Consider the following 18761-nt stretch of genomic DNA (forward strand, 5'->3'; position numbering starts at 1 on the left):
AGGGAGCTAGTAATAAGTCATAATAATAAAAAGAAAGGTAAAGCTGCCAATGGCTTATGACTGGAGCGGCGGTCGTACCCGTCGCCTTCGAAGGGTGAAACTCGGCGTTGTCGCAAGCTCCCTCATCCTTCTCGCGCTGCTGGCGTCGCTCGTTCTCGTCTGAACGCGCCGCAAGCGCAGACCAACACTGACCGGCGGCATGGCAAGGTTTCATAACCGCCCTGCCGCCGCTCCTTTAAGTGCTGCCGCTGCCGATCAGGACTTCTTCTTTTCCACGCAGTGAACCGGCTTCTTCATCTCCGGATCCGCCATCAGATCATAAAGATCGGCCTCCTCACCCTTCGACCACCAGACGTGAACGCCGCCCTGATATCTGGCACCTGAGCCTGAAATGACATTCGCGGCAACGATGACACCATCCTTCAGCCCCAGCCGCACGAGGCTGATATCGCCGGCATTGAAATAAACGGCGTCCACCGTGTCGGCGTCGCATTGATAGACAGCCTCGACCTTTTCGATCGTCAGGTCCTTCGGAAGCGGAATCACCAAGTCTTCAGCCAGAGCGCTGGAAGCGACCATCGGCGACAGGATTGCAAGACACGTGATGGCGATGGATTTTCTCATGATGACCCTTTCCTGATCCAGTCGAAACATAAGGTCACGACAGCAAAGCCAAAATTGGGCGGGCCATTCCTGACTTTTGGAATTTGCGGGAACATGAACGACGGGGACATACCGAAGCGTATCGACGACACGTCTATCCGCTGTCAGCTCATGCCGGAAGGCACACCCGGTGCCCTTATCGATACATCCAATAAGCGGCGCCAAGGATCACCGCCCACATCAGCAATGATATGGCCAGCACTGTAAGATAGTTTCGAAATCGTCTGGTCATCCGCCCACATTGCCGGTCGGCCGTCACGGGACAACTCGCACCGTTGAATTGCTGGATGCGGGTCGAACCGCAGGATCAACTCTTTCTACCAAGATACTGAATCACGGACTATTCACAGATTTTACCCGCCCGAAAACGGGGTTGCCCCAGGGCTCCGGATGTTACCGGCTGTAAGAGTTAATTCCCGGCCACGCCTGACCATCTTGCATGGCCATAGAAGCCTTGCCCACCTTTGCCCTATCTGGTGGCGGCGATGGAGAGCGCATGAACACACCCTCCCCGGCTGAAACGGTTCCCGCCTGCCAATATGATTCTGGAATCAGTCTGATGGTCGGGCGACGGCAGTCGGCCGCCGCCCCGTCGCTTGTCAGCTCTTCAGCGCCGTGTTGCACAGGCTCCAGTAGCCGCCGCCCTTCTGAATCCACTTCAGATCGCCGAGCGTGCCGTCATTCTTGTTCTTGTGGTAGGAGTCGACACAGGTCTTCAGGCGTGCCTTGCCAGGCGTTTCGCTTGAATATTTCTTATCGACAGCACTCGGAAAAGCGACGCCCTTCGGGGCCTTTGTCGTCGCTTTTTCGGGTTCTTTGTCGGTTGTGGCCGCGACCTGCTTATCGTCGGCCGCATCTTCGGCCGCCGCATCGGCACCGCAGAATTTGGCGCGATAGTCGTTCCACTTGACGTCCTTCGCGGACCCGTCGGCTTTCGCCGCCTGATATTTCACGCTGCACTCCTTCATGGTGAGTGCGGCTGCGGGGGAGACGAACGCTGCCGATGCCAGCAGCGCAAAGGATGAGAGAATGACAACCCTGTTAAACATTGAAGACTCCCGTTTGCATGATTGCCGGCCGACTATCCGACCGGATTTTCCGCTTGTCAACGAGCAGTGCGGGAAGGACGGAAAGTCGAATTGACGGGGGAATGAAACGTGTTCAGAGGACACGGCATCTTCCTGGTAAAGACGGCATCATGCCGGCTCACATTTGCGCGTGGACGCGTAAGGCCCAACAGCCGCCGCAAGCGACCTCTCCAATCCCGCCGCCTCACCTTTTACCGATCGCGAAGAATCACGTGTTCGTGTGGCGTCAACCCTCTCACGGAACGAATTTCCTAAATTTTCGTTAGCATCCCGAACGAATAACGAGGATTTATCGATGTTGAGGATGCCGAAGACTATCTCCGCACTCGCTCTTGGCGTCGCATTATCTGGCGCTTCTGTCATTCCCGCCCACGCGCTGAGCCTTATACAGCCGGCCTATGAACCGCCGGAACAGGCGCAGAATTCGAACCAGCGTGGCTACCCCGCGTCCGCCTTCGCCGCGGGCAAGGGTGAGGAAGCCACATCGAATGGTTACGCCCTGTCGCAGGCGGAGATAAATCACGTCAAATGGTGTGCGGCGCGATACACCTCCTACCATCCGACCGATAACAGCTACATGGCCCCCGCGGGGACACGCACCCAGTGTCTTTCTCCCTATTAACGCCCGGCTGCGAGAACAGCCTGTTGCGCACGCAGGTTCCGGTGCTGGCTCCAGTTACGATACGCTTTTAGCCGCCTCGTCGATCAATCCGGCGACGGCGGCAGGATGCGACGCAAGGGATGCGTGGCTTGCTTCAAGTGAAATAACCTGACGAGCCCCCAGTCGAGCCGACATCAGATGCTGGTTCTCCGGGGAGATCATCCGATCATCGGTTGAAATCTGATACCAGGACGGTTTTGCCTTCCAGGCAGGCTTCGAGATAGCATTTCCAAAGGTCGAGGCGAGCGGCGCCTTCTGGGTCACCGCCATGACCAGCGCTTCATCAGCGCTGAGATCCTGGCAAAAACTCTCATGGAACTTGTCTGCGCGCAGCCAGAGATAACCGTCGTCATCAGGCGCAAGATTTGCAACCGCCGCAGGCGGATGCTGCTGAGTAATGCCTCCGGGGCTCTCGCCGGCATCGGGAGCGAAGGCGGCGATATAAACAAGCCCGACAACATTCGGCAGATTGCCGACTTCCGTGATGACCGCGCCACCGTAGGAGTGTCCAACAAGCAGAACGGGGCCATCCTGTTGCGCAACCATCTTGCGGGTGCGCTCAACATCGTCGGCGAGTGATGTCAGTGGTAATTCGACAGCCTTGAGAGTGTAACCTCTGCCGGCAAGATCGACGATTACTTTGCTCCAGTGGGCAGCCCCACCCCAGAACCCATGCACGAGAATAATCGTCGGCTTCGAACCCATGTGTCACTCCTCGGTTGGAATTACGACACCGGTCGTTGGCCGCTCTTGTCGGACGTTCGCTGGCGTCGAGTGATTACTGCACTTGCCGGGACAGGAATAATCGGCGCATCCTGGCCCCGCGAGAGCAATGTAGCATGCTGTTATGGTGCCGGTCGAAATCATATGTAAACACGATAGCGTCACCTGTGGGTTTGGCCCGGCGAGCGCTGATTACGCAACTGCGTGAATTGAGACTAACATCAGATAGTCGACAGGCAAGCCCATTTGGGTCCCTGCTCCAAAAACTCTATCGATGTTGGAAAGAGCGGTTGGATTTCCAGCGAGATTTTTGACGGGCGACTTCAAGTCGCGACATTTTGAGGGCGAGGTCGGCCCGGCTTCCAACCGCTTTAGTCAATATCGCGATTTCTAACACCAGAATTGCTGGATGCCCTACACGATCTCGCGGGCGTCAGAAAACGCTGCAAACCGTATCTAACGAACGTCTTTGATTGTACCGGGAGAGTAAATGGAGCGGGTAGCGGGAATCGAACCCGCGTATTCAGCTTGGAAGGCTGCTGCTCTACCATTGAGCTATACCCGCGGTGGTGATTTCGATCCGTGCAGAATGGTGGAGGGAGTTGGATTTGAACCAACGTAGGCGTAGCCAACGGATTTACAGTCCGTCCCCTTTAACCACTCGGGCATCCCTCCAGCTTTCTGCTAGGATCGAGCTACCAAGCTCTTCAGATTTTGCCGCGGCGAAGCGCCGTTGCGTCGTCTGTGGCGCGTATATGACGGCCTCGTTCGTTTCTGTCAACACGCCCTTTCACGAATTTTCGGGAAAAAATTCAAACATGTTTACAGTCCTGTGGATTATCGCGGGGGCTGGTGCGCGCCTCCTAGCGGAGATATAAGGCGCCATGAGCAAAGACGATCCAAACAACAAATCCACCCGCGATACGCACTACGCCACCCTGCGCCGCGCCGTACGCGACGCCAAGCGCGAAAGGGGCGAAATCCCCACTCCGCCGCAGCAGAGGCGCAGGAACCGCGATGCGGACGACTGGAAGCCGCCGCAGCTTGCACCGGATCAGGTGCATCTTTACGGCCTGCATACGGTGCGCGCCGCACTCACCAATCCCGAACGGCAGATCGTCAAGCTCTCCGTCACCCAGAATGCGCTTGCACGTCTGGATATCGGCGAGGCGGACGCCCAGCCCTTCCCTGTCGAGATGGTTTCCCCGCAGGATATCGACAAGGTACTCGGCCCCGAGGCGATCCATCAGGGCGTGATGCTGGAAACGAAGCCATTGCCGGTCAAGAGGCTCGGCGCGCTGAAGGACAGCCCGCTCGTCCTCGTGCTCGATCAGGTTACCGATCCCCACAATGTCGGCGCCATCATGCGCTCGGCGGTCGCCTTCAACGCCGGCGCAGTCATCACCACCATGCGCCACAGCCCGACCGAGTCGGGCGTCCTGGCAAAATCCGCCTCCGGCGCGCTGGAACTCATCCCCTATATCCAGATCACCAATCTGGCGGATGCGCTGGGCGAGTTGCACAAACTCGGCTTCTTTTCGGTTGGGCTGGATTCGGAAGGCCCCGCCCCCATCGAACAGACCTTCAGCGGCGCAAAAGTCGCGCTGGTACTGGGAGCTGAAGGCAAGGGTCTGCGCCAGAAGACTCGCGAAACCGTCTCGGCGCTCGCCCGTCTCGATATGCCCGGCGAGATCAAATCGCTTAACGTGTCGAATGCGGCGGCCATCGCCCTTTACGCAACGCAGCAATTTCTGGGCAAAGCGTCGTCCTGACGCTTTCCCTTCCTTGCGAAATCACAAAGCGCAACGCATGCTGCGCTTTTTCGCAAGGAGCAAATTTCAACATGACCGAGCAGACCATCAAACCGACCGGCGAGCTGACGCTCAGGACGCTTGCCATGCCGGCCGACGCCAATCCCGCCGGTGATATTTTCGGCGGCTGGGTCATGTCGCAGATGGACTTGGCAAGCGGCATCCGCGCAGCGGAACGCTCACGCTGTCGCGTGGTCACGGCGGCGGTCAAGGAAATGGCTTTCGAACTGCCGGTGAAGATCGGCGATACGCTGTCCATCTATACCGATATCGCCCGCGTCGGCCGCACCTCCATCACATTGACGGTTGAAGCCTGGGCACAGCGGTCGCGTTTCGACAAGCTGGAAAAGGTCACCGCCGGCACCTTCATCATGGTGGCGATGGACGAAAACGGGCAGCCGACGCCCATTCCTCCGGGGGAGTAGGCACGATGGAGGCCGCCGTCAACGCCGCGGAAGCCTATTCGCACATCCGTGCCGTCATGGGCATGGTGGTCGGCCTCAGCCTCGCCCGCCTGCTGACCGGCCTTGCCGGTTTCGTGCAACACCCAAAGAAGGAACGCATCTATCCGCTGCATCTCGGCTGGGTGGCGTTCCTGTTTCTGATGCTGGTGCATTTCTGGTGGTGGGAACACCGGCTTTCCGCCACCGGCCACGTGCTGGGCTTCGGCGCTTTCCTGTTCCTCATCCTGTTCTGCTCGCTGTTTTATTTCCTCTGCGTGCTGCTGTTTCCCACCGACATGAAGGAATACAAGGGATATGAGGACTACTTCTTTTCCCGCAAAAGCTGGTTCTTCGGTTTTCTGGCAGCGCTTTTCGTCACCGATGTCGGTGACACGCTGCTGAAGGGACAGGACTATCTTGCAACGCTCGGCCCGGAATATCTCATCCGTACCGCCATTTACGTCGTTCTTTTCACATCCGCCGCCTTCATCGGCAACCGCCGCTTCCACCGGTTCCTCGTCATCTTCGCATTGATCTACCAGATCGCCTGGATTTTCCGCACCTACGACCTGCTGGCCTGAAGACCGTAACGTCCTGATGCCGTCATTGTGTCGCGGTGACATTTCGCCGCGATTATGGCATTCCGGCCTTATGGGACATATTCGCAGGATCATGCAGGACAGAAGCTCGGCTGGCGCCATCGCCACGCTGGCCGTCCTGCTTTTCCTCCTGCAGGGTCTCGCCAACGGCCTGACCAGCGGCAACATGGCCATGGCCGCGCTTGCGGCAGATGAGGTCATCTGTTCCAGCCACATGCCCGAAGGGCCCGCAAAGCAGGACCCGGCGGGCAAAATTGCCGCCGACTGCTGCGGAACGCTGTGCCGGCTGGCATCGGCCACCATTGCCACTCTTCCGGTCACACCTGTCGAACGCGCAGACAGTGTCGTTACGACGGACGAAGTCGCCTTTTTGAACTTCGATGCGGCATTGCCGCCATCGCCGCCCAATCTGGAATCACGCCCCCGCGCACCGCCCGCCCCTCCGCAGAACTGAAACACGCCCGGCTTGCCGGAAATCACTCTTCCTGCGGAGACATCCATGTCCGTTACGACCTCTTTCGAGGGCGAGCGCGCGCCTGCGCATTCCTCGTCCATCAATCTTTACCGCGCCGTGTGGCGCTGGCATTTCTATGCCGGTCTCTTCGTCCTGCCCTTCATGATATCGCTCGCCGTCACCGGCGCCCTTTATCTTTTCCGGGACGAATTCGATAACCTCATCCATTCGGATTTGAAGCGGATAGAGGTGGTGCAAAACGCACCGAAAGCGCTGCCTTCCGAAATTGTTGCCGCTGCACTTGCTGCGGTTCCAGGCACTGCCGTCAAATATACGACCCCGGCCGATCCCGGCGCGTCGACGGAAATCACCGTCAATACGGCGGATGGCAAGCGCGCCGTCTACGTCAATCCCCATACGGCTGAGGTTGCCGGCTCCCTGCCGGATCGCGGCACCGTCATGTGGACGATCCGCTACCTCCACAGCCTAAAATATTTCGGTGCCTATGCCCGCTACCTGATCGAGATCGCCGCCGGCTGGTCCATCCTGCTCGTCGCCACCGGTATCTATCTCTGGTGGCCGCGAAAACAGACGGGCGGTGTCGTAACGGTGCGCGGTACGCCGAAAAAGCGGGTCTTCTGGCGTGATACCCATGCCGTCACCGGCATCTTCGTCGGCTTTTTCATCGTCTTCCTCGCCGTCACCGGCATGCCCTGGTCGGGCGTCTGGGGCGCGAAGGTCAATGAATGGGCGAATGGCAGCAATTTCGGATATCCGGCGGGCGTCCGCACCGATGTTCCGATGTCCGGTGACCATCTCGATCACGTAGCCAAAACAAGCTGGTCGCTGGAACAGGCAAAAATTCCCGAATCCAGTACGTCCGGCACCGGCCAACCGATCGGGATCGATGCGGCCATGGCGCGTTTCGACGCCTTGGGCCTCGCTGCCGGTTACGCCGTCGCACTGCCCACCAAATCGTCCGGTGTCTATAGCGGCTCCGCCTATCCTGACGATCTGACGCAGCAACGCGTCGTCCACCTCGATCAATATAGCGGCGAGCCGCTGATCGATATGAGTTACGCCGATTACGGCCCGCTCGGCAAAGCGCTCGAATGGGGCATCAACGTGCATCTGGGCCAGCAATTTGGCCTCGCCAACCAGATCGTGCTTTTGGTCGCCTGTATCGGCATTGTGCTGCTTGCCGTCTCCGCCGGTATCATGTGGTGGAAACGCCGCCCGCAAGGCTCGCTCGGCGTTCCGCCCCTGCCGCAGGAAAAACGTGTGCTACGCGGGCTCCTCGCTGTACTCGCCATCGGCGGCATCCTTTTCCCGCTGGTGGGTGCGAGCCTGCTGGTGATGCTGGCGCTGGACCTGATCGTGCAGTCTCGCCAGAAGCGGCGGGCCGGTTAAAAAAAAGCGTCCTCTAAAATGAAAACAGCCGGGCGAAAATCCCGGCTGTTTCCCTCGATATTGACGAAAGTCTGACTTAGAACATCGTATTGTTATTCGCCGCCGTCTCCGGCACAGGCTGGATCACATCCCAATGCTCGGTGATCTTGCCATCCGTGACGCGGAAGATGTCGACGATGGCCCTGCCGCGATCACCGTCGCTCTTCGTCGAATGAATATGCAGATAGACGAGATCGCCATCCGTGGCGCTGCGGACAATCCGTGCTTTCGACTGCGGGTTTTCCTTAAAGAGCCCCGTAAAATAATCAACGAACGGCTTCTTGCCGTCAGGCACATTGGGGTTGTGCTGCTTGTAGCTGTCGACGACAACGGCAGCGCCCTTCTCCACCTCGTGCTTGTTGAAGACGGTGTCGTAAAATTCGATCACCAGCTTGCGGTTGGCTTCTTCCTGAGCCAGATCGCGATTTGCGGTTTGCGCCAGAACCGGTGCGGCCACTAAAGCGGGCACGAGCGCGAAAGCGGCAATGGCAAGACGGCGTGTTACGAAATTCATGGGTGATACCTCTCAATAACCGACGGTGAAACGCTGGCGGGAATGCTGCGGCTTCTCGATTTCATCGACAAGCGCGATGGCATAATCTTCGAAGGAAATACGGCTGCCTTCGTCATTGCTGAGCAGGCTGTCCTTGCCGATCCGGAATTTGCCGGTTCTTTCCCCCGGCACAAATTCGGCTGAGGGTGACAGGAAGGTCCAGTCGAGCTGCTTTTCCTGTTTCAGCAGGTCTAGAAACTCCGCACCCTTCGTCGCCTCGGCCTTGTAGGCGGCGGGGAAATCCGGAAGATTGACCACACGCTGGCCGGGCGCGATTTCAAGGCTGCCGGCACCGCCGACCACGAGATAACGCTGAACACCGGAAGCACGCACGGCCTCGATGAGCTTCAGGGGATCGCTGGCAGTGAAGTGCACCGAGCTTATCACAGCATCGTGACCCTTAAGCAGCTCAGAAAGCCCCGCCTGATCGAAGACATCGCCCTTTTTGGCCACCACATTCGGCAGGCTGGCGATCTTCTCAGGAGCGCGGGCAATCGCCGTTACCTGATGCCCCCGATCGGAAAGTTCCTTCAAAATACGGGAGCCGGCATTGCCGGAAGCGCCGACGAGCGCGATTTTAGCCATGGCTTCTGTCCTTTCGTCACAATCGTTATCGGTCTAGATAATAGACCGCGAAAGAGAGCTATGATATCGCAACCATAGCCGCAAGAAGTCAGCGGCGGCTGATCTGGTCACATGGCGATGACCTTGATGAGTGAAAAAGGGCAAGGGGTAAGAAGCAGTGTCGGACACGCAAACAAAGGAAATCTTCACCTTCGAGCAACCCTGCCCGATCCGTGACGTACTGGATCGCATCGGCGATCAGTGGAGCCTGCTGGTTCTGGAAGCCCTGCAGGGCGGCGTGCTGCGCTTCAACGAACTGAACCGCAGGATCGACGATATTTCCAAGCAGATGCTGTCGCGCACGCTGAAGCGGCTGGAAGAAGACGGCTTCATCCGCCGCACGCTTTATGCCGAAGTGCCGCCGCGGGTGGAATATGAACTCACCAATCTCGGCCGCTCGTTTCTGGTGCCGATGCAATTGCTGGTGCAATGGGCCGACGAGAACCACGTTCGTATCTGCAAGGCGCGCCTGCAATATTCCGAAAACGACAATCGCGGCTGATCGCACTGCCGGCACGGGCAGAATCGCAAATCATACCTAGGCCAGACGATAGACCTTGCACACCAGCCCTTCCGGCTGACGATAGGTCGTGAAGCCTATCGCCTCGTAATAATTCTGCCCGAGCCTGTTATCCGCGCCGATACTGGCATCGATATTTTTCAGGCCGCGAGCCTCCGCCGCCTTTCGGGTAGCCGTAAAGAGCGCGGACCCCACGCCCCTTCGCGCCGCATGCGGGCTGACATGGGTGCCGATGATACCCCAGCCTTCCGCCACGCCGTAGGGATTGTCCGCCCGCGCGTAACGCAGCGACTGGAAGCCCAGAATACGCCCGTCCTCATCCTCGGCGACCGAACACTCGATACGCTCTGCATGCCGGATGTAATTTTCCAGCACCGCACCGATATCAGTCGGCGCCTTTCGGAGGCCTGCCGAGAATATCTCGTTCTGGACCGCCGCCATGCCAGCCGCATCATCGTCTCTCGCAGGCCGTATCTTCATCAATGTATCGACCTCATAGGTTGCGACTGCTGGCATATGGTCCCGGACCGGAGCCTCACCATGCGGATCAGGACCGGAAAATGAAGGAAGCCCCAAAAGCGATCAGGGCAAAACCGATCACATGATTGATGGTGATGCTCTCCTTCAGCCAGAAGATCGAGAACAGCGCGAAGACCGCAAGCGTGATGACTTCCTGGATGGTCTTGAGCTGCGCCGTGGAATAGACCTCCGAGCCGATACGGTTCGCCGGCACGGCGAGCATATATTCGAAGAACGCGATGCCCCAGCTTGCGATGATCGCCAGGAAGAGCGCGCTGCCCTTGTGCTTGAGGTGGCCATACCAGGCGAAAGTCATGAAAACATTTGAGGCGACGAGCATCAGGACAGGCCAGATGTGGGCGGGACTGATCGAGAACGGCATGATGGTTCCTGAAAATAGGGAGGGATGTCATGAAAGGCAGTTTGAAAACGCAACCACATCATTCTGCCGGTAGAGATCTGCTCTAGCGCATCGCAGCGAAAACCGGAATCGATTTTCGACAGGTTTCGATAAAGCTGCATTCAGCCGCTATGCAACGCATCCGCCTGAATTTTGTTCCGGACGCTTCGTTTCCTTTTTGTACTCATTTTTTCACGGCCTCCCCTTCCCTTTGCGCGTGACTCCCTCCATATTTCGCGCATGGCCAGATCACCGAAAAATCCCCCGTCCTCGCCCTCCGGCTTTGAGGAAGCCCCGCAATCGTCGTTCGAAGGCGCGCCGCTCAGCGGCAGCGTCGCCGACTGGGTGAAGCAGCTGGAGGCGGAAGCCGAGGCGGGCTCGGTGGAAACCCAGCGCGAAATTGCCTCGAAAGCGGGCAAGCACCGCAAGAAGATCGAGATAGAGGCCCGCAAGGAAGCGGAAAAGGCAGCCTCCAAGACGGCCAAGAACACCACCGCGTCCAAAACCGCGCGCGGCGTGTCCATCGGCGCGTCGAGCGATCCGAAGACCCGTGCCGCCGCTGGTCTTAATCCGGTGGCCGGCATGGACGTTTCGCTGGAGGAAGCCGCCAATCTCGCGCCAGGCGCCGTCACCGCCACGGTGGACGCATTGTCCAAGCTGATCGAGAGCGGCAATCCACTGTTCAAGGACGGCAAGCTCTGGACACCGCACCGACCCGCCCGCCCGCCGAAATCGGAAGGCGGCGTCGCCATCCGCATGGCCTCGGACTACCAGCCCGCCGGCGACCAGCCGACCGCCATCGCCGACCTCGTTGAAGGCATCGATTCCGGTGAGCGCAGCCAGGTGCTGCTCGGCGTCACCGGCTCCGGCAAGACCTTCACCATGGCCAAGGTCATCGAGGCGACGCAGCGCCCCGCCGTCATTCTCGCACCCAACAAGACGCTGGCGGCACAGCTCTATTCCGAGTTCAAGAACTTCTTCCCCGATAATGCGGTGGAATATTTCGTCTCCTACTACGATTATTACCAGCCGGAAGCCTATGTGCCGCGCTCCGACACCTTCATCGAGAAGGAATCCTCGATCAACGAACAGATCGACCGGATGCGCCACTCCGCCACCCGCTCACTGCTGGAGCGTGACGACTGCATCATCGTCGCTTCGGTCTCCTGCATCTATGGTATCGGCTCGGTGGAAACCTATACGGCCATGACCTTCCAGATGCAGGTGGGCGACCGGCTGGACCAGCGTCAGCTTCTGGCCGACCTGGTGGCCCAGCAATACAAGCGCCGCGACATGGATTTCCAGCGCGGTTCGTTCCGCGTGCGCGGCGATACCATCGAAATCTTCCCCGCCCACCTTGAGGATGCCGCCTGGCGCATCTCGATGTTCGGCGACGAGATCGATTCCATCACCGAATTCGACCCGCTGACCGGCCAGAAGACCGGCGATCTGCAATCGGTCAAGATTTACGCCAATTCGCACTATGTCACCCCGCGCCCGACGCTGAATGGCGCGATCAAGTCGATCAAGGAAGAGCTGAAGGGCCGCCTCGCCGAGCTGGAAAAGGCCGGACGCCTGCTGGAAGCCCAGCGGCTGGAGCAGCGTACCCGTTACGACATCGAGATGCTGGAAGCGACCGGTTCCTGCGCCGGCATCGAGAACTATTCGCGTTACCTCACCGGCCGCAACCCCGGTGAGCCGCCGCCGACTTTGTTCGAATATATCCCCGACAATGCGCTGCTGTTCATCGATGAAAGCCACGTCTCCGTCAGTCAGATCGGCGGCATGTATCGCGGCGACTTCAGGCGCAAGGCGACGCTGGCTGAATATGGCTTCCGCCTGCCCTCCTGCATGGACAACCGGCCGCTGCGCTTCGAGGAATGGGATGCGATGCGCCCGCTCACCGTCGCGGTTTCAGCCACCCCCGGCTCATGGGAAATGGAGCAGTCCGGCGGCGTCTTCGCCGAACAGGTCATCCGCCCGACCGGCCTCATCGATCCGCCGGTGGAGGTACGTTTCGCCCGCAGCCAGGTGGACGACGTTCTCGGCGAAATCCGTGAGACCGCCGCCAAGGGTTACCGCACGCTCTGCACCGTGCTGACCAAACGCATGGCCGAGGACCTGACCGAATATCTGCATGAACAGGGCGTGCGCGTCCGTTACATGCACTCTGACATCGACACGCTTGAGCGCATCGAGATCATCCGCGACCTGCGCCTCGGCGCCTTCGACGTCCTCGTCGGCATCAACCTGCTGCGCGAGGGCCTCGATATTCCCGAATGCGGTTTCGTCGCCATCCTCGATGCCGACAAGGAAGGCTTCCTGCGTTCGGAAACCTCGCTGATCCAGACCATCGGCCGCGCCGCCCGTAACGTCGACGGCAAGGTCATCCTTTATGCCGACAACATCACCGGCTCGATGAAACGGGCGATGGAGGAAACCTCCCGCCGCCGCGAAAAGCAGATGGCCTACAACGCCGAACACGGCATCACGCCAGAATCGGTCAAGGCGAAAATCTCCGATATTCTTGATTCAGTTTATGAGCGCGATCACGTAAGGGCTGATATTTCAGGCGTTTCCGGCAAGGGCTTCGCCGATGGTGGCCATCTGGTCGGCAACAATCTGCAGGTCCATCTGAACGCGCTGGAAAAATCCATGCGCGATGCCGCAGCCGACCTCGACTTCGAAAAGGCCGCTCGCCTGCGCGACGAAATCAAACGCCTCAAGGCCGCCGAACTGGCGACCATGGACGACCCGATGGCCAAGGAGGAGGCCCGCGCCATCGAAGGCGGCGGAAAAAACAACAGACGCAGCCACTTGTCGATCTCCCCACCGGAGGGCGAGACATCCGGCGGGACGGAGACAGACGCCGCAGCGAACGAAAGCGGCAAATCCCTCTTCGCCAAACCCTCGCTCGACGAAATGGGCCCCGGCTCGGATGCGGGCAAACCGCTGTTCCGCAGGAACACGCTGGACGAGATGACGGTGGGCAGGACCGAAAAACCCGTGCGCGGCGCAGTGCCCGACAAGCCCGAGACCGAGCCCGGCAAACGGTTCTCACCGCTTCTCGAAGGTCAGCCCGAACGCGCCACGGATGACCCGCGGCCGCTGGCGCGCGGCAAGATCGGCGCGGGTTCCTATGAGGATGCCGGCGAGCAGAAGCGCAAGAGCCGGACCAAGGGCAAGACGGGCCGGCCGGGGCGCTGACGCACGCATCGGCGATATTCGACGCCAGGCATATGTATTGCGAAAAACATGGCCGGAGCACTCACGCGCTCCGGCAACGGCGATCAGCTTTCGCACTGCCTGATCCGTGCTGCGACGTGGCCCGCACCAAAAACTTTCACCAGATCGGCATCCAGGGCCATGGCAATGTTGTCTTCATTTTCCGCCGGAATGGCAGCAGGGAGCAACCGCATGTATCGAAAAAATCTGGCGGCGTTCTGCCTTCTCTTCACCTGCACCCCGGCCTTTGCCGGACAGATCGAGGATGCGACCCTCCATAGTGCCGCCCTGAATGCGCCGCTCCCCGTCAACATCTATCGCCTGGACGGCGCACCGCCGGAAAACGGCTGGCCGGTGCTTTACCTCCTGCACGGCCATGATGGCGACCAGAACAGCTGGCGCGATCTCGGCAATATCGAAAAGACGCTCGATACGCTCATCGCTGCCGGCGCCATCCGCCCGCTGGTTGTCGTCATGCCCGGTGTGAAAAACAGCTGGTATGTGGATTCCGCCGCTGTCGGCGGCCCCGGCGATTACGAAATCGCCCTGACCGGCGATCTGCGCCACCAGATCGAAAAAACGCTGCCGGTGCGGAAAGATCGGGAAGGCCGCGCCATCGCCGGCCTCTCCATGGGCGGTTTCGGCGCCCTGCATCTCGCCTATGGCCATGAAGGCCTCTATGGCGCCGTCGCCAGCCTGTCGGGCGCCATCTGGCAGAATGTCCCCGCCTCCGATCTCGACAAGACACCCGCCGAGCTCAAGCTCATTCAGGACAGCGCCTTTTTCCACCGGGTCGACCGCACCACCGTCACCAGCGGCATCGTGCTTCCTTCAACCGGCGACCATTTCTCTGGCGCCTTCGGCACACCTTTCGATGCGAGGCTCTTCAACGAAAAGAACGTCTTCACCCTCGTGGCGCAGCATGTGGCCGAAAGCCAGGATTTGCCCGCCACCTATCTGACCGTCGGCGACGATGACAGCTTCTTCCTCTGGCGCGGGGCCATCGCCCTGCACGAGACGCTGCAGGCCGACAAGCGCAAATCCGAGCTGCGGGTGACCGACGGCGATCACGTCTGGTCGGTGTGGAAGGTTTCGATTATCGACGCGCTGAAGTTCATCGATGGGGAATGGGACAAGGCTGCCGACAAAGCCAAGGATTGAGGCACGCCCTGTCGAATACCACACTCGGAATAGCCTAGCGAGACTTGAATAGCCCCTTACTTCTCAATGACTCTTTTATTTTGATATAACGCTTTTCATCGTCAATCTTATCATTCAACGATTGTGAGGCCCCCGCCTTATATTCCCCGGCTTTAACATTTTTATTGGTGATAGGCAGAAGAAAATTTAACTGCTTTTCGCGTTTCATGTTCATATCCTCTCCTTTTCCAATACTGGTGCTAAAACAAGCTGCTCTCTGCTCACCAATGAATCCAGTGGCGGCGACGCAAGCGGGCGCGCTTGTTTGGGTATAACATTTTTTACCTTACCTGATTCTTTACGTTCAAGCTTGGGTCCAAAAACGCGCGAAAAACTAGATGGAGACACCCCTTCATATTGAAGGAAAGCTACCTTTTCGCTCTCATTTGCATTCGTAGTTATAGCATCAGAATGCAGCGTCAATGCCAAACTTTTGGGATAAGGCTCGATATAAACAACCGTCTCAATTCCGCTTGCTACAATATGGCGAGCGCAACTATGACAAGGAAATGTCGTAGTAAAAAGTTTAGAGCCAACTATCCCCTGCTTACCCTGACGAGCGACCGACATGATAGCTTCCATCTCTGCGTGAACGGCACGAGAAAACTCAATCAGATTTTTAACGTCCGTTTTACGCAATCCGTTTTTGAGATCATTGGTTGTGTCGCTTCCAAGCTTGGCGCTTATTTGATCGAACAGTTTATCCTTATGAAAGTCGTTCCAACATTGACATGCTTTCCATTTATAACAGCGATTATCGCCTGAACCATCATCGACGTTATAGGTTCCGCCCCTAAATTTAGGAACATCGTTCGCGCCTTGCCCAATAATCTCACCCGTCCTTGATACAATAACTGCACCAACTTGCCTGGAAAGACATGCTGAATTTAATGAAACCCCAGAAGCAGCCTGCATAGCGTACTCTTCGCGGGTTGGCGTTTGCACACTAATTCCAAATACAAGATTCAATAGTCTATCAACAGATTTCCCTACACCATCTGTATTATCGCCATCATTACGAAAAAATATGTCCGCATAATTCATTGTCTTTCGAACGGACTGACCGAAATCAAGCCCCTCATCATAATCAGCATCTTTTATCTTTGAAATATAAGAAGAATTTGAAATATTATTCTCTAATCTAGATATTCTCTTATCTTCTGGGGCAAAAACACCAATAAGCCAGAATGAATCACCGTAAACTTTTCTTAGCAATGCAACTTCTTCAGGATTTTTTAGAGAGTCTATAATTGTACAAAATCGCCTGTCCTCTCCGTTTTGCGTATCTTTTCGTGAGTGATTAATCTTATCAATACTAAATACTGCAAGAACATCACTTGAGTGCTTCTCTCTAAGATTATTACCGAGCTGTTGCAGACGTTCAACACGATCACGATCATTAGCTCGAACTTTATTTTCACCCAAACTTTCAGCACGTTCGTTTATTAAATCACTTACTTTTATTAAATTAGTCTCATATCCGAAATTTTCGGCAATTTTGGACTTTATAAGTTCAGCTACTGTGGATGCGCCCGATCCGATAGGCGCGACCATAGCAAAAACTAACTCCTGTGTACGTCGTTGGTCTAACGTAACAAGTTCATCGGACTGTATATCTTCGCCCACCACTGCCGGATCGACCGTCTTATGTTGAATAATCGTTCTGCTCCCAGCCATTTTACACCTTTTGGAATCATTTTAACTATTTTTACGCGAGGCAGATTGAATTGCAACCGGCAAAGATTAGTAGCCTTTTACGCTAATAAGTTCTGATTAGTTCTCTCAGGCAGATCATCGGAACCAAATCCGCCTCCCGTCGTTTCCTCCCCGAACGCAACGTTCAGCATACAAAGGGAAGAAACATCATGAAAATCAAGGTCATCGCGCTCGCTGCGGCAGCAGCGCTCTCCTCTTCCGTGGCTTTTGCACAGACGGCCACTACGGCTCCTGCTGCCGGCGCGGACGCCGCTTTGTCCGGCCCTGGCATTACCATGGGCACCAAGGCCAGCGGCCCGCTGAAGTTCGTCAATGTCCAGAAGACCGACCTCACCGCGTCCCAGCTCGATGGCATGGACATCTATAACGCGCAGAACGAAAACATCGGCGAAATCGAAGATGTCGTCATCGGCGACGGCAAGTCGGTGATCGGCCTTGTGGCCAGCGTCGGCGGTTTCCTCGGTATCGACAAGAGCTACGTGGTGCTCGACCCGGCCTCGGTCGCGGTCAACAACGACAACGGCACCTGGAAGGCCTATGTCGACACCACCAAGGAAGCGCTGCAAAACGCGCCGAAGCTCGACTACGACAAGCTGGACGACTGATTACCCCTGCAGTCGCAAGCTTGCCCCCGCGATCCGTCATCGCGGGGGTTTTTCCTGCGTTATATTCCGGCAGGGCATCTGGTAATCCCATCGCACAGACCCTTGCCTGACAGCCCGCCTCTCGCCTATCTTCGGCTCGCAAATCACCAAGGATCCATGCGTGCCCGCCAAGACCGTCTCCGCCCTCGCCACCAGCACCGTCATGATGTTGCTAAGCGCCGTTCCGCTGTTCGCGCAATCCACCGGCTGGAAACCCGCAGAGCAGATAAAAACCTATGCCATCAGCGGCAATACCGGCGGTGCTTTGTACCAGTCTATCGGCGAACGCGGCCCGACCGCCGGCGTACAGGCGATCGCCCACACGACCTTCAAGCTGACCTGGCGGCGGGATTATCGTCCGCAGCCAGACGGCGCCTGTGTGCTGGCCACCGCAAGGCCCAATCTCACCATCATCTACACCTGGCCGAAAGCACCGGCGCAATTGCCATCCGCCGTTGCCGCCAGCTGGAAAACCTTCATTTCCGGCGTCGAAACCCATGAGCGTGTCCATGGCGAACATATTCTCGACATGGTGCAGAAGATCGAAGCCTTCAGCACGGGTCTGAGGGCGGAAAACGATCCGAAATGCCAGAAGGTGCGCGTTGTCCTGCAGCAACGGCTGGGCGAGCTTTCCAACGAGCAGCGCCAGCGCGGCCGTGATTTCGACCGGGACGAGCTTTCCCCCGGCGGGCGGGTGCACAAGCTCATTCTCGCGCTGGTCAACGGGCCCTGAAGAGCGATTATTCCGCCGCCTCGCCTTTCAGCAGCGGCTCGGACAGCACCATCGTCTCCAGCTCATAGGAATAACCCTCGAGCATCGTATAGGCCTGCTCGATTGCCTCGATCTGGGCCTCCGCATTGCGGATGGCTTCGGCGATCGACTGGCTGCGGGCGCGCAGCATGGAACTCAGCACATCGGTCTCCGGCTTGCGGCCGAGACGATCCATGTGTTTGCGAACCCGGGTGCGGTGCCGCTCAAGTTCCAGAATGTGGAAGCGGCTTTTGAGAATATCGTCGGTCAGCTTGCGACGCATGGCGGCCACGGGATCAAAACTTCCGGGTTCACGCTCATCCAGAATGAACTCGTTGACCAGTGTTTCCAGCATCAGCAGGCCCTTCAGGTCCTTGGCGTCGGCAAGCTGTGGATCGTAACCCGTATCGTCGAACACCTTGCGGCGCACCGGATCCTTCAAAAGCTCGTAGGCCGTCTGCAGGCGGGCGAATTGATCGGCGTCGCCACCGCTGTCGGGATGGGCCGCCTTGGCAACCTTACGATAGGCCGACTTGACCGCCGCCTCGTCGGCATCGCGCTCCACGCCAAGCAAAACATAGGGATCGATCACAAAAACACCTTCAAACGCAAACTGTTACCCGCATGCCCGATACCACCGTCACAGGACCTGCGGGCGGATCATAGGCCAAATCCGCCCCGCACGGCACCCCGTACCGGCGGTTAAACCGGCAAAGCC

The 18761-nt window shown here is 57.9% G+C and carries 21 protein-coding genes and 2 tRNA genes; 11 read left to right on the plus strand and 12 right to left on the minus strand.

What is annotated here, in order from left to right; translation table 11 throughout:
• Window positions 1-255: 255 nt before the first annotated feature.
• Window positions 256-624, minus strand: coding sequence for an MliC family protein (locus EXN68_RS07045; protein ID WP_142840183.1), 369 nt, complete (start codon window positions 622-624; stop codon window positions 256-258).
• 638 nt (window positions 625-1262) lie between these two features.
• A complete protein-coding gene (locus EXN68_RS07055; RefSeq protein ID WP_142840184.1) occupies window positions 1263-1712 on the minus strand; it encodes a hypothetical protein in 450 nt (149 codons plus the stop codon).
• A 334-nt stretch (window positions 1713-2046) separates the two neighbouring features.
• Here EXN68_RS07055 and EXN68_RS07060 point away from each other — a divergent pair, with 334 nt between their 5' ends.
• Window positions 2047-2373 (plus strand): BA14K family protein, encoded by a 327-nt coding sequence (locus EXN68_RS07060; protein WP_142840185.1) that lies wholly within the window; start codon window positions 2047-2049, stop codon window positions 2371-2373.
• A gap of 54 nt (window positions 2374-2427) precedes the next feature.
• Here EXN68_RS07060 and EXN68_RS07065 read toward each other — a convergent pair whose 3' ends face one another.
• The 3 genes from EXN68_RS07065 to EXN68_RS07075 all read right to left on the minus strand — a co-directional run bounded on the left by EXN68_RS07065 (window position 2428) and on the right by EXN68_RS07075 (window position 3810).
• Window positions 2428-3117: an alpha/beta hydrolase gene (locus EXN68_RS07065; protein ID WP_142840186.1), complete on the minus strand. Its 690-nt coding sequence runs from the start codon at window positions 3115-3117 to the stop codon at window positions 2428-2430.
• Window positions 3118-3626: 509 nt separating this feature from the next.
• Window positions 3627-3700, minus strand: a tRNA-Gly gene (locus tag EXN68_RS07070).
• Window positions 3701-3725: 25 nt separating this feature from the next.
• Window positions 3726-3810 (minus strand) — tRNA-Tyr (locus tag EXN68_RS07075).
• A gap of 209 nt (window positions 3811-4019) precedes the next feature.
• Between EXN68_RS07075 and rlmB the strand changes: the two genes are divergently transcribed.
• The 5 genes from rlmB (at window position 4020) to EXN68_RS07100 (ending at window position 7852) form a co-directional block, all read left to right on the plus strand.
• Window positions 4020-4907, plus strand: coding sequence for a 23S rRNA (guanosine(2251)-2'-O)-methyltransferase RlmB (gene rlmB / locus EXN68_RS07080; protein WP_142840187.1), 888 nt, complete (start codon window positions 4020-4022; stop codon window positions 4905-4907).
• Window positions 4908-4978: 71 nt separating this feature from the next.
• Entirely contained in the window at window positions 4979-5371 is a 393-nt protein-coding gene (locus EXN68_RS07085; protein WP_142840188.1) for an acyl-CoA thioesterase, read from the plus strand.
• Window positions 5372-5376: 5 nt separating this feature from the next.
• Window positions 5377-5970: a hypothetical protein gene (locus tag EXN68_RS07090; protein ID WP_142840189.1), complete on the plus strand. Its 594-nt coding sequence runs from the start codon at window positions 5377-5379 to the stop codon at window positions 5968-5970.
• A 70-nt stretch (window positions 5971-6040) separates the two neighbouring features.
• Window positions 6041-6442: a DUF2946 family protein gene (locus EXN68_RS07095; RefSeq protein ID WP_142840190.1), complete on the plus strand. Its 402-nt coding sequence runs from the start codon at window positions 6041-6043 to the stop codon at window positions 6440-6442.
• 45 nt (window positions 6443-6487) lie between these two features.
• Window positions 6488-7852, plus strand: a complete 1365-nt coding sequence (locus EXN68_RS07100; RefSeq protein ID WP_142840191.1) for a PepSY-associated TM helix domain-containing protein — start codon at window positions 6488-6490, stop codon at window positions 7850-7852.
• Between the two features lie 76 nt (window positions 7853-7928).
• On the opposite strand, the gene EXN68_RS07105 is transcribed toward EXN68_RS07100, so the two are convergent.
• Window positions 7929-8405 carry a nuclear transport factor 2 family protein gene (locus EXN68_RS07105; protein ID WP_142840192.1) on the minus strand — a complete coding sequence of 159 codons (477 nt, stop codon included), beginning with the start codon at window positions 8403-8405 and terminating at the stop codon, window positions 7929-7931.
• A gap of 12 nt (window positions 8406-8417) precedes the next feature.
• Entirely contained in the window at window positions 8418-9029 is a 612-nt protein-coding gene (locus EXN68_RS07110; RefSeq protein ID WP_142840193.1) for an NAD(P)-dependent oxidoreductase, read from the minus strand.
• Window positions 9030-9186: 157 nt separating this feature from the next.
• Between EXN68_RS07110 and EXN68_RS07115 the strand changes: the two genes are divergently transcribed.
• Window positions 9187-9570: a winged helix-turn-helix transcriptional regulator gene (locus EXN68_RS07115; protein WP_142840194.1), complete on the plus strand. Its 384-nt coding sequence runs from the start codon at window positions 9187-9189 to the stop codon at window positions 9568-9570.
• A gap of 36 nt (window positions 9571-9606) precedes the next feature.
• Here EXN68_RS07115 and EXN68_RS07120 read toward each other — a convergent pair whose 3' ends face one another.
• A complete protein-coding gene (locus EXN68_RS07120; RefSeq protein ID WP_142840671.1) occupies window positions 9607-10029 on the minus strand; it encodes a GNAT family N-acetyltransferase in 423 nt (140 codons plus the stop codon).
• A gap of 106 nt (window positions 10030-10135) precedes the next feature.
• Window positions 10136-10489 (minus strand): DMT family protein, encoded by a 354-nt coding sequence (locus tag EXN68_RS07125; RefSeq protein ID WP_003495099.1) that lies wholly within the window; start codon window positions 10487-10489, stop codon window positions 10136-10138.
• 258 nt (window positions 10490-10747) lie between these two features.
• Here EXN68_RS07125 and uvrB point away from each other — a divergent pair, with 258 nt between their 5' ends.
• Both uvrB and EXN68_RS07135 read left to right on the plus strand, forming a co-directional pair.
• Entirely contained in the window at window positions 10748-13714 is a 2967-nt protein-coding gene (uvrB, locus tag EXN68_RS07130) for an excinuclease ABC subunit UvrB (protein WP_142840195.1), read from the plus strand.
• Between the two features lie 210 nt (window positions 13715-13924).
• On the plus strand, window positions 13925-14893 hold the full coding sequence (locus tag EXN68_RS07135; RefSeq protein WP_142840196.1) for an alpha/beta hydrolase: 969 nt from the start codon (window positions 13925-13927) through the stop codon (window positions 14891-14893).
• 34 nt (window positions 14894-14927) lie between these two features.
• Here EXN68_RS07135 and EXN68_RS27390 read toward each other — a convergent pair whose 3' ends face one another.
• Both EXN68_RS27390 and EXN68_RS07140 read right to left on the minus strand, forming a co-directional pair.
• Window positions 14928-15101, minus strand: coding sequence for a hypothetical protein (locus EXN68_RS27390; protein WP_161991232.1), 174 nt, complete (start codon window positions 15099-15101; stop codon window positions 14928-14930).
• A gap of 2 nt (window positions 15102-15103) precedes the next feature.
• Entirely contained in the window at window positions 15104-16609 is a 1506-nt protein-coding gene (locus EXN68_RS07140) for an anti-phage dCTP deaminase (RefSeq protein WP_142840197.1), read from the minus strand.
• A gap of 188 nt (window positions 16610-16797) precedes the next feature.
• On the opposite strand from EXN68_RS07140, the gene EXN68_RS07145 reads away from it, so the two are divergent.
• Complete coding sequence (locus EXN68_RS07145; protein ID WP_142840198.1) at window positions 16798-17253, plus strand: PRC-barrel domain-containing protein; 456 nt, start codon at window positions 16798-16800, stop codon at window positions 17251-17253.
• Window positions 17254-17455: 202 nt separating this feature from the next.
• Entirely contained in the window at window positions 17456-18025 is a 570-nt protein-coding gene (locus tag EXN68_RS07150; protein WP_404944519.1) for a DUF922 domain-containing Zn-dependent protease, read from the plus strand.
• 7 nt (window positions 18026-18032) lie between these two features.
• Here the strand turns inward: EXN68_RS07150 and EXN68_RS07155 are convergent, their stop codons facing one another.
• Complete coding sequence (locus EXN68_RS07155; RefSeq protein ID WP_046798137.1) at window positions 18033-18635, minus strand: J domain-containing protein; 603 nt, start codon at window positions 18633-18635, stop codon at window positions 18033-18035.
• Between the last annotated feature and the right edge of the window lie 126 nt (window positions 18636-18761).

The organism is Martinezella rhizogenes, assembly GCF_007002745.1.
In the GTDB taxonomy this organism is placed as follows: domain Bacteria; phylum Pseudomonadota; class Alphaproteobacteria; order Rhizobiales; family Rhizobiaceae; genus Agrobacterium; species Agrobacterium cucumeris.

Coding starts and splice junctions, on each gene's coding strand:
- EXN68_RS07045 (WP_142840183.1), bottom strand. CDS start 624: ATGAGAAAATCCATCGCCATCACGTGTCTTGCAATCCTGTCGCCGATG.
- EXN68_RS07055 (WP_142840184.1), bottom strand. CDS start 1,712: ATGTTTAACAGGGTTGTCATTCTCTCATCCTTTGCGCTGCTGGCATCG.
- EXN68_RS07060 (WP_142840185.1), top strand. CDS start 2,047: ATGTTGAGGATGCCGAAGACTATCTCCGCACTCGCTCTTGGCGTCGCA.
- EXN68_RS07065 (WP_142840186.1), bottom strand. CDS start 3,117: ATGGGTTCGAAGCCGACGATTATTCTCGTGCATGGGTTCTGGGGTGGG.
- rlmB (WP_142840187.1), top strand. CDS start 4,020: ATGAGCAAAGACGATCCAAACAACAAATCCACCCGCGATACGCACTAC.
- EXN68_RS07085 (WP_142840188.1), top strand. CDS start 4,979: ATGACCGAGCAGACCATCAAACCGACCGGCGAGCTGACGCTCAGGACG.
- EXN68_RS07090 (WP_142840189.1), top strand. CDS start 5,377: ATGGAGGCCGCCGTCAACGCCGCGGAAGCCTATTCGCACATCCGTGCC.
- EXN68_RS07095 (WP_142840190.1), top strand. CDS start 6,041: ATGGGACATATTCGCAGGATCATGCAGGACAGAAGCTCGGCTGGCGCC.
- EXN68_RS07100 (WP_142840191.1), top strand. CDS start 6,488: ATGTCCGTTACGACCTCTTTCGAGGGCGAGCGCGCGCCTGCGCATTCC.
- EXN68_RS07105 (WP_142840192.1), bottom strand. CDS start 8,405: ATGAATTTCGTAACACGCCGTCTTGCCATTGCCGCTTTCGCGCTCGTG.
- EXN68_RS07110 (WP_142840193.1), bottom strand. CDS start 9,029: ATGGCTAAAATCGCGCTCGTCGGCGCTTCCGGCAATGCCGGCTCCCGT.
- EXN68_RS07120 (WP_142840671.1), bottom strand. CDS start 10,029: ATGGCGGCGGTCCAGAACGAGATATTCTCGGCAGGCCTCCGAAAGGCG.
- EXN68_RS07125 (WP_003495099.1), bottom strand. CDS start 10,489: ATGCCGTTCTCGATCAGTCCCGCCCACATCTGGCCTGTCCTGATGCTC.
- uvrB (WP_142840195.1), top strand. CDS start 10,748: ATGGCCAGATCACCGAAAAATCCCCCGTCCTCGCCCTCCGGCTTTGAG.
- EXN68_RS07135 (WP_142840196.1), top strand. CDS start 13,925: ATGTATCGAAAAAATCTGGCGGCGTTCTGCCTTCTCTTCACCTGCACC.
- EXN68_RS27390 (WP_161991232.1), bottom strand. CDS start 15,101: ATGAAACGCGAAAAGCAGTTAAATTTTCTTCTGCCTATCACCAATAAA.
- EXN68_RS07140 (WP_142840197.1), bottom strand. CDS start 16,609: ATGGCTGGGAGCAGAACGATTATTCAACATAAGACGGTCGATCCGGCA.
- EXN68_RS07145 (WP_142840198.1), top strand. CDS start 16,798: ATGAAAATCAAGGTCATCGCGCTCGCTGCGGCAGCAGCGCTCTCCTCT.
- EXN68_RS07150 (WP_404944519.1), top strand. CDS start 17,456: ATGATGTTGCTAAGCGCCGTTCCGCTGTTCGCGCAATCCACCGGCTGG.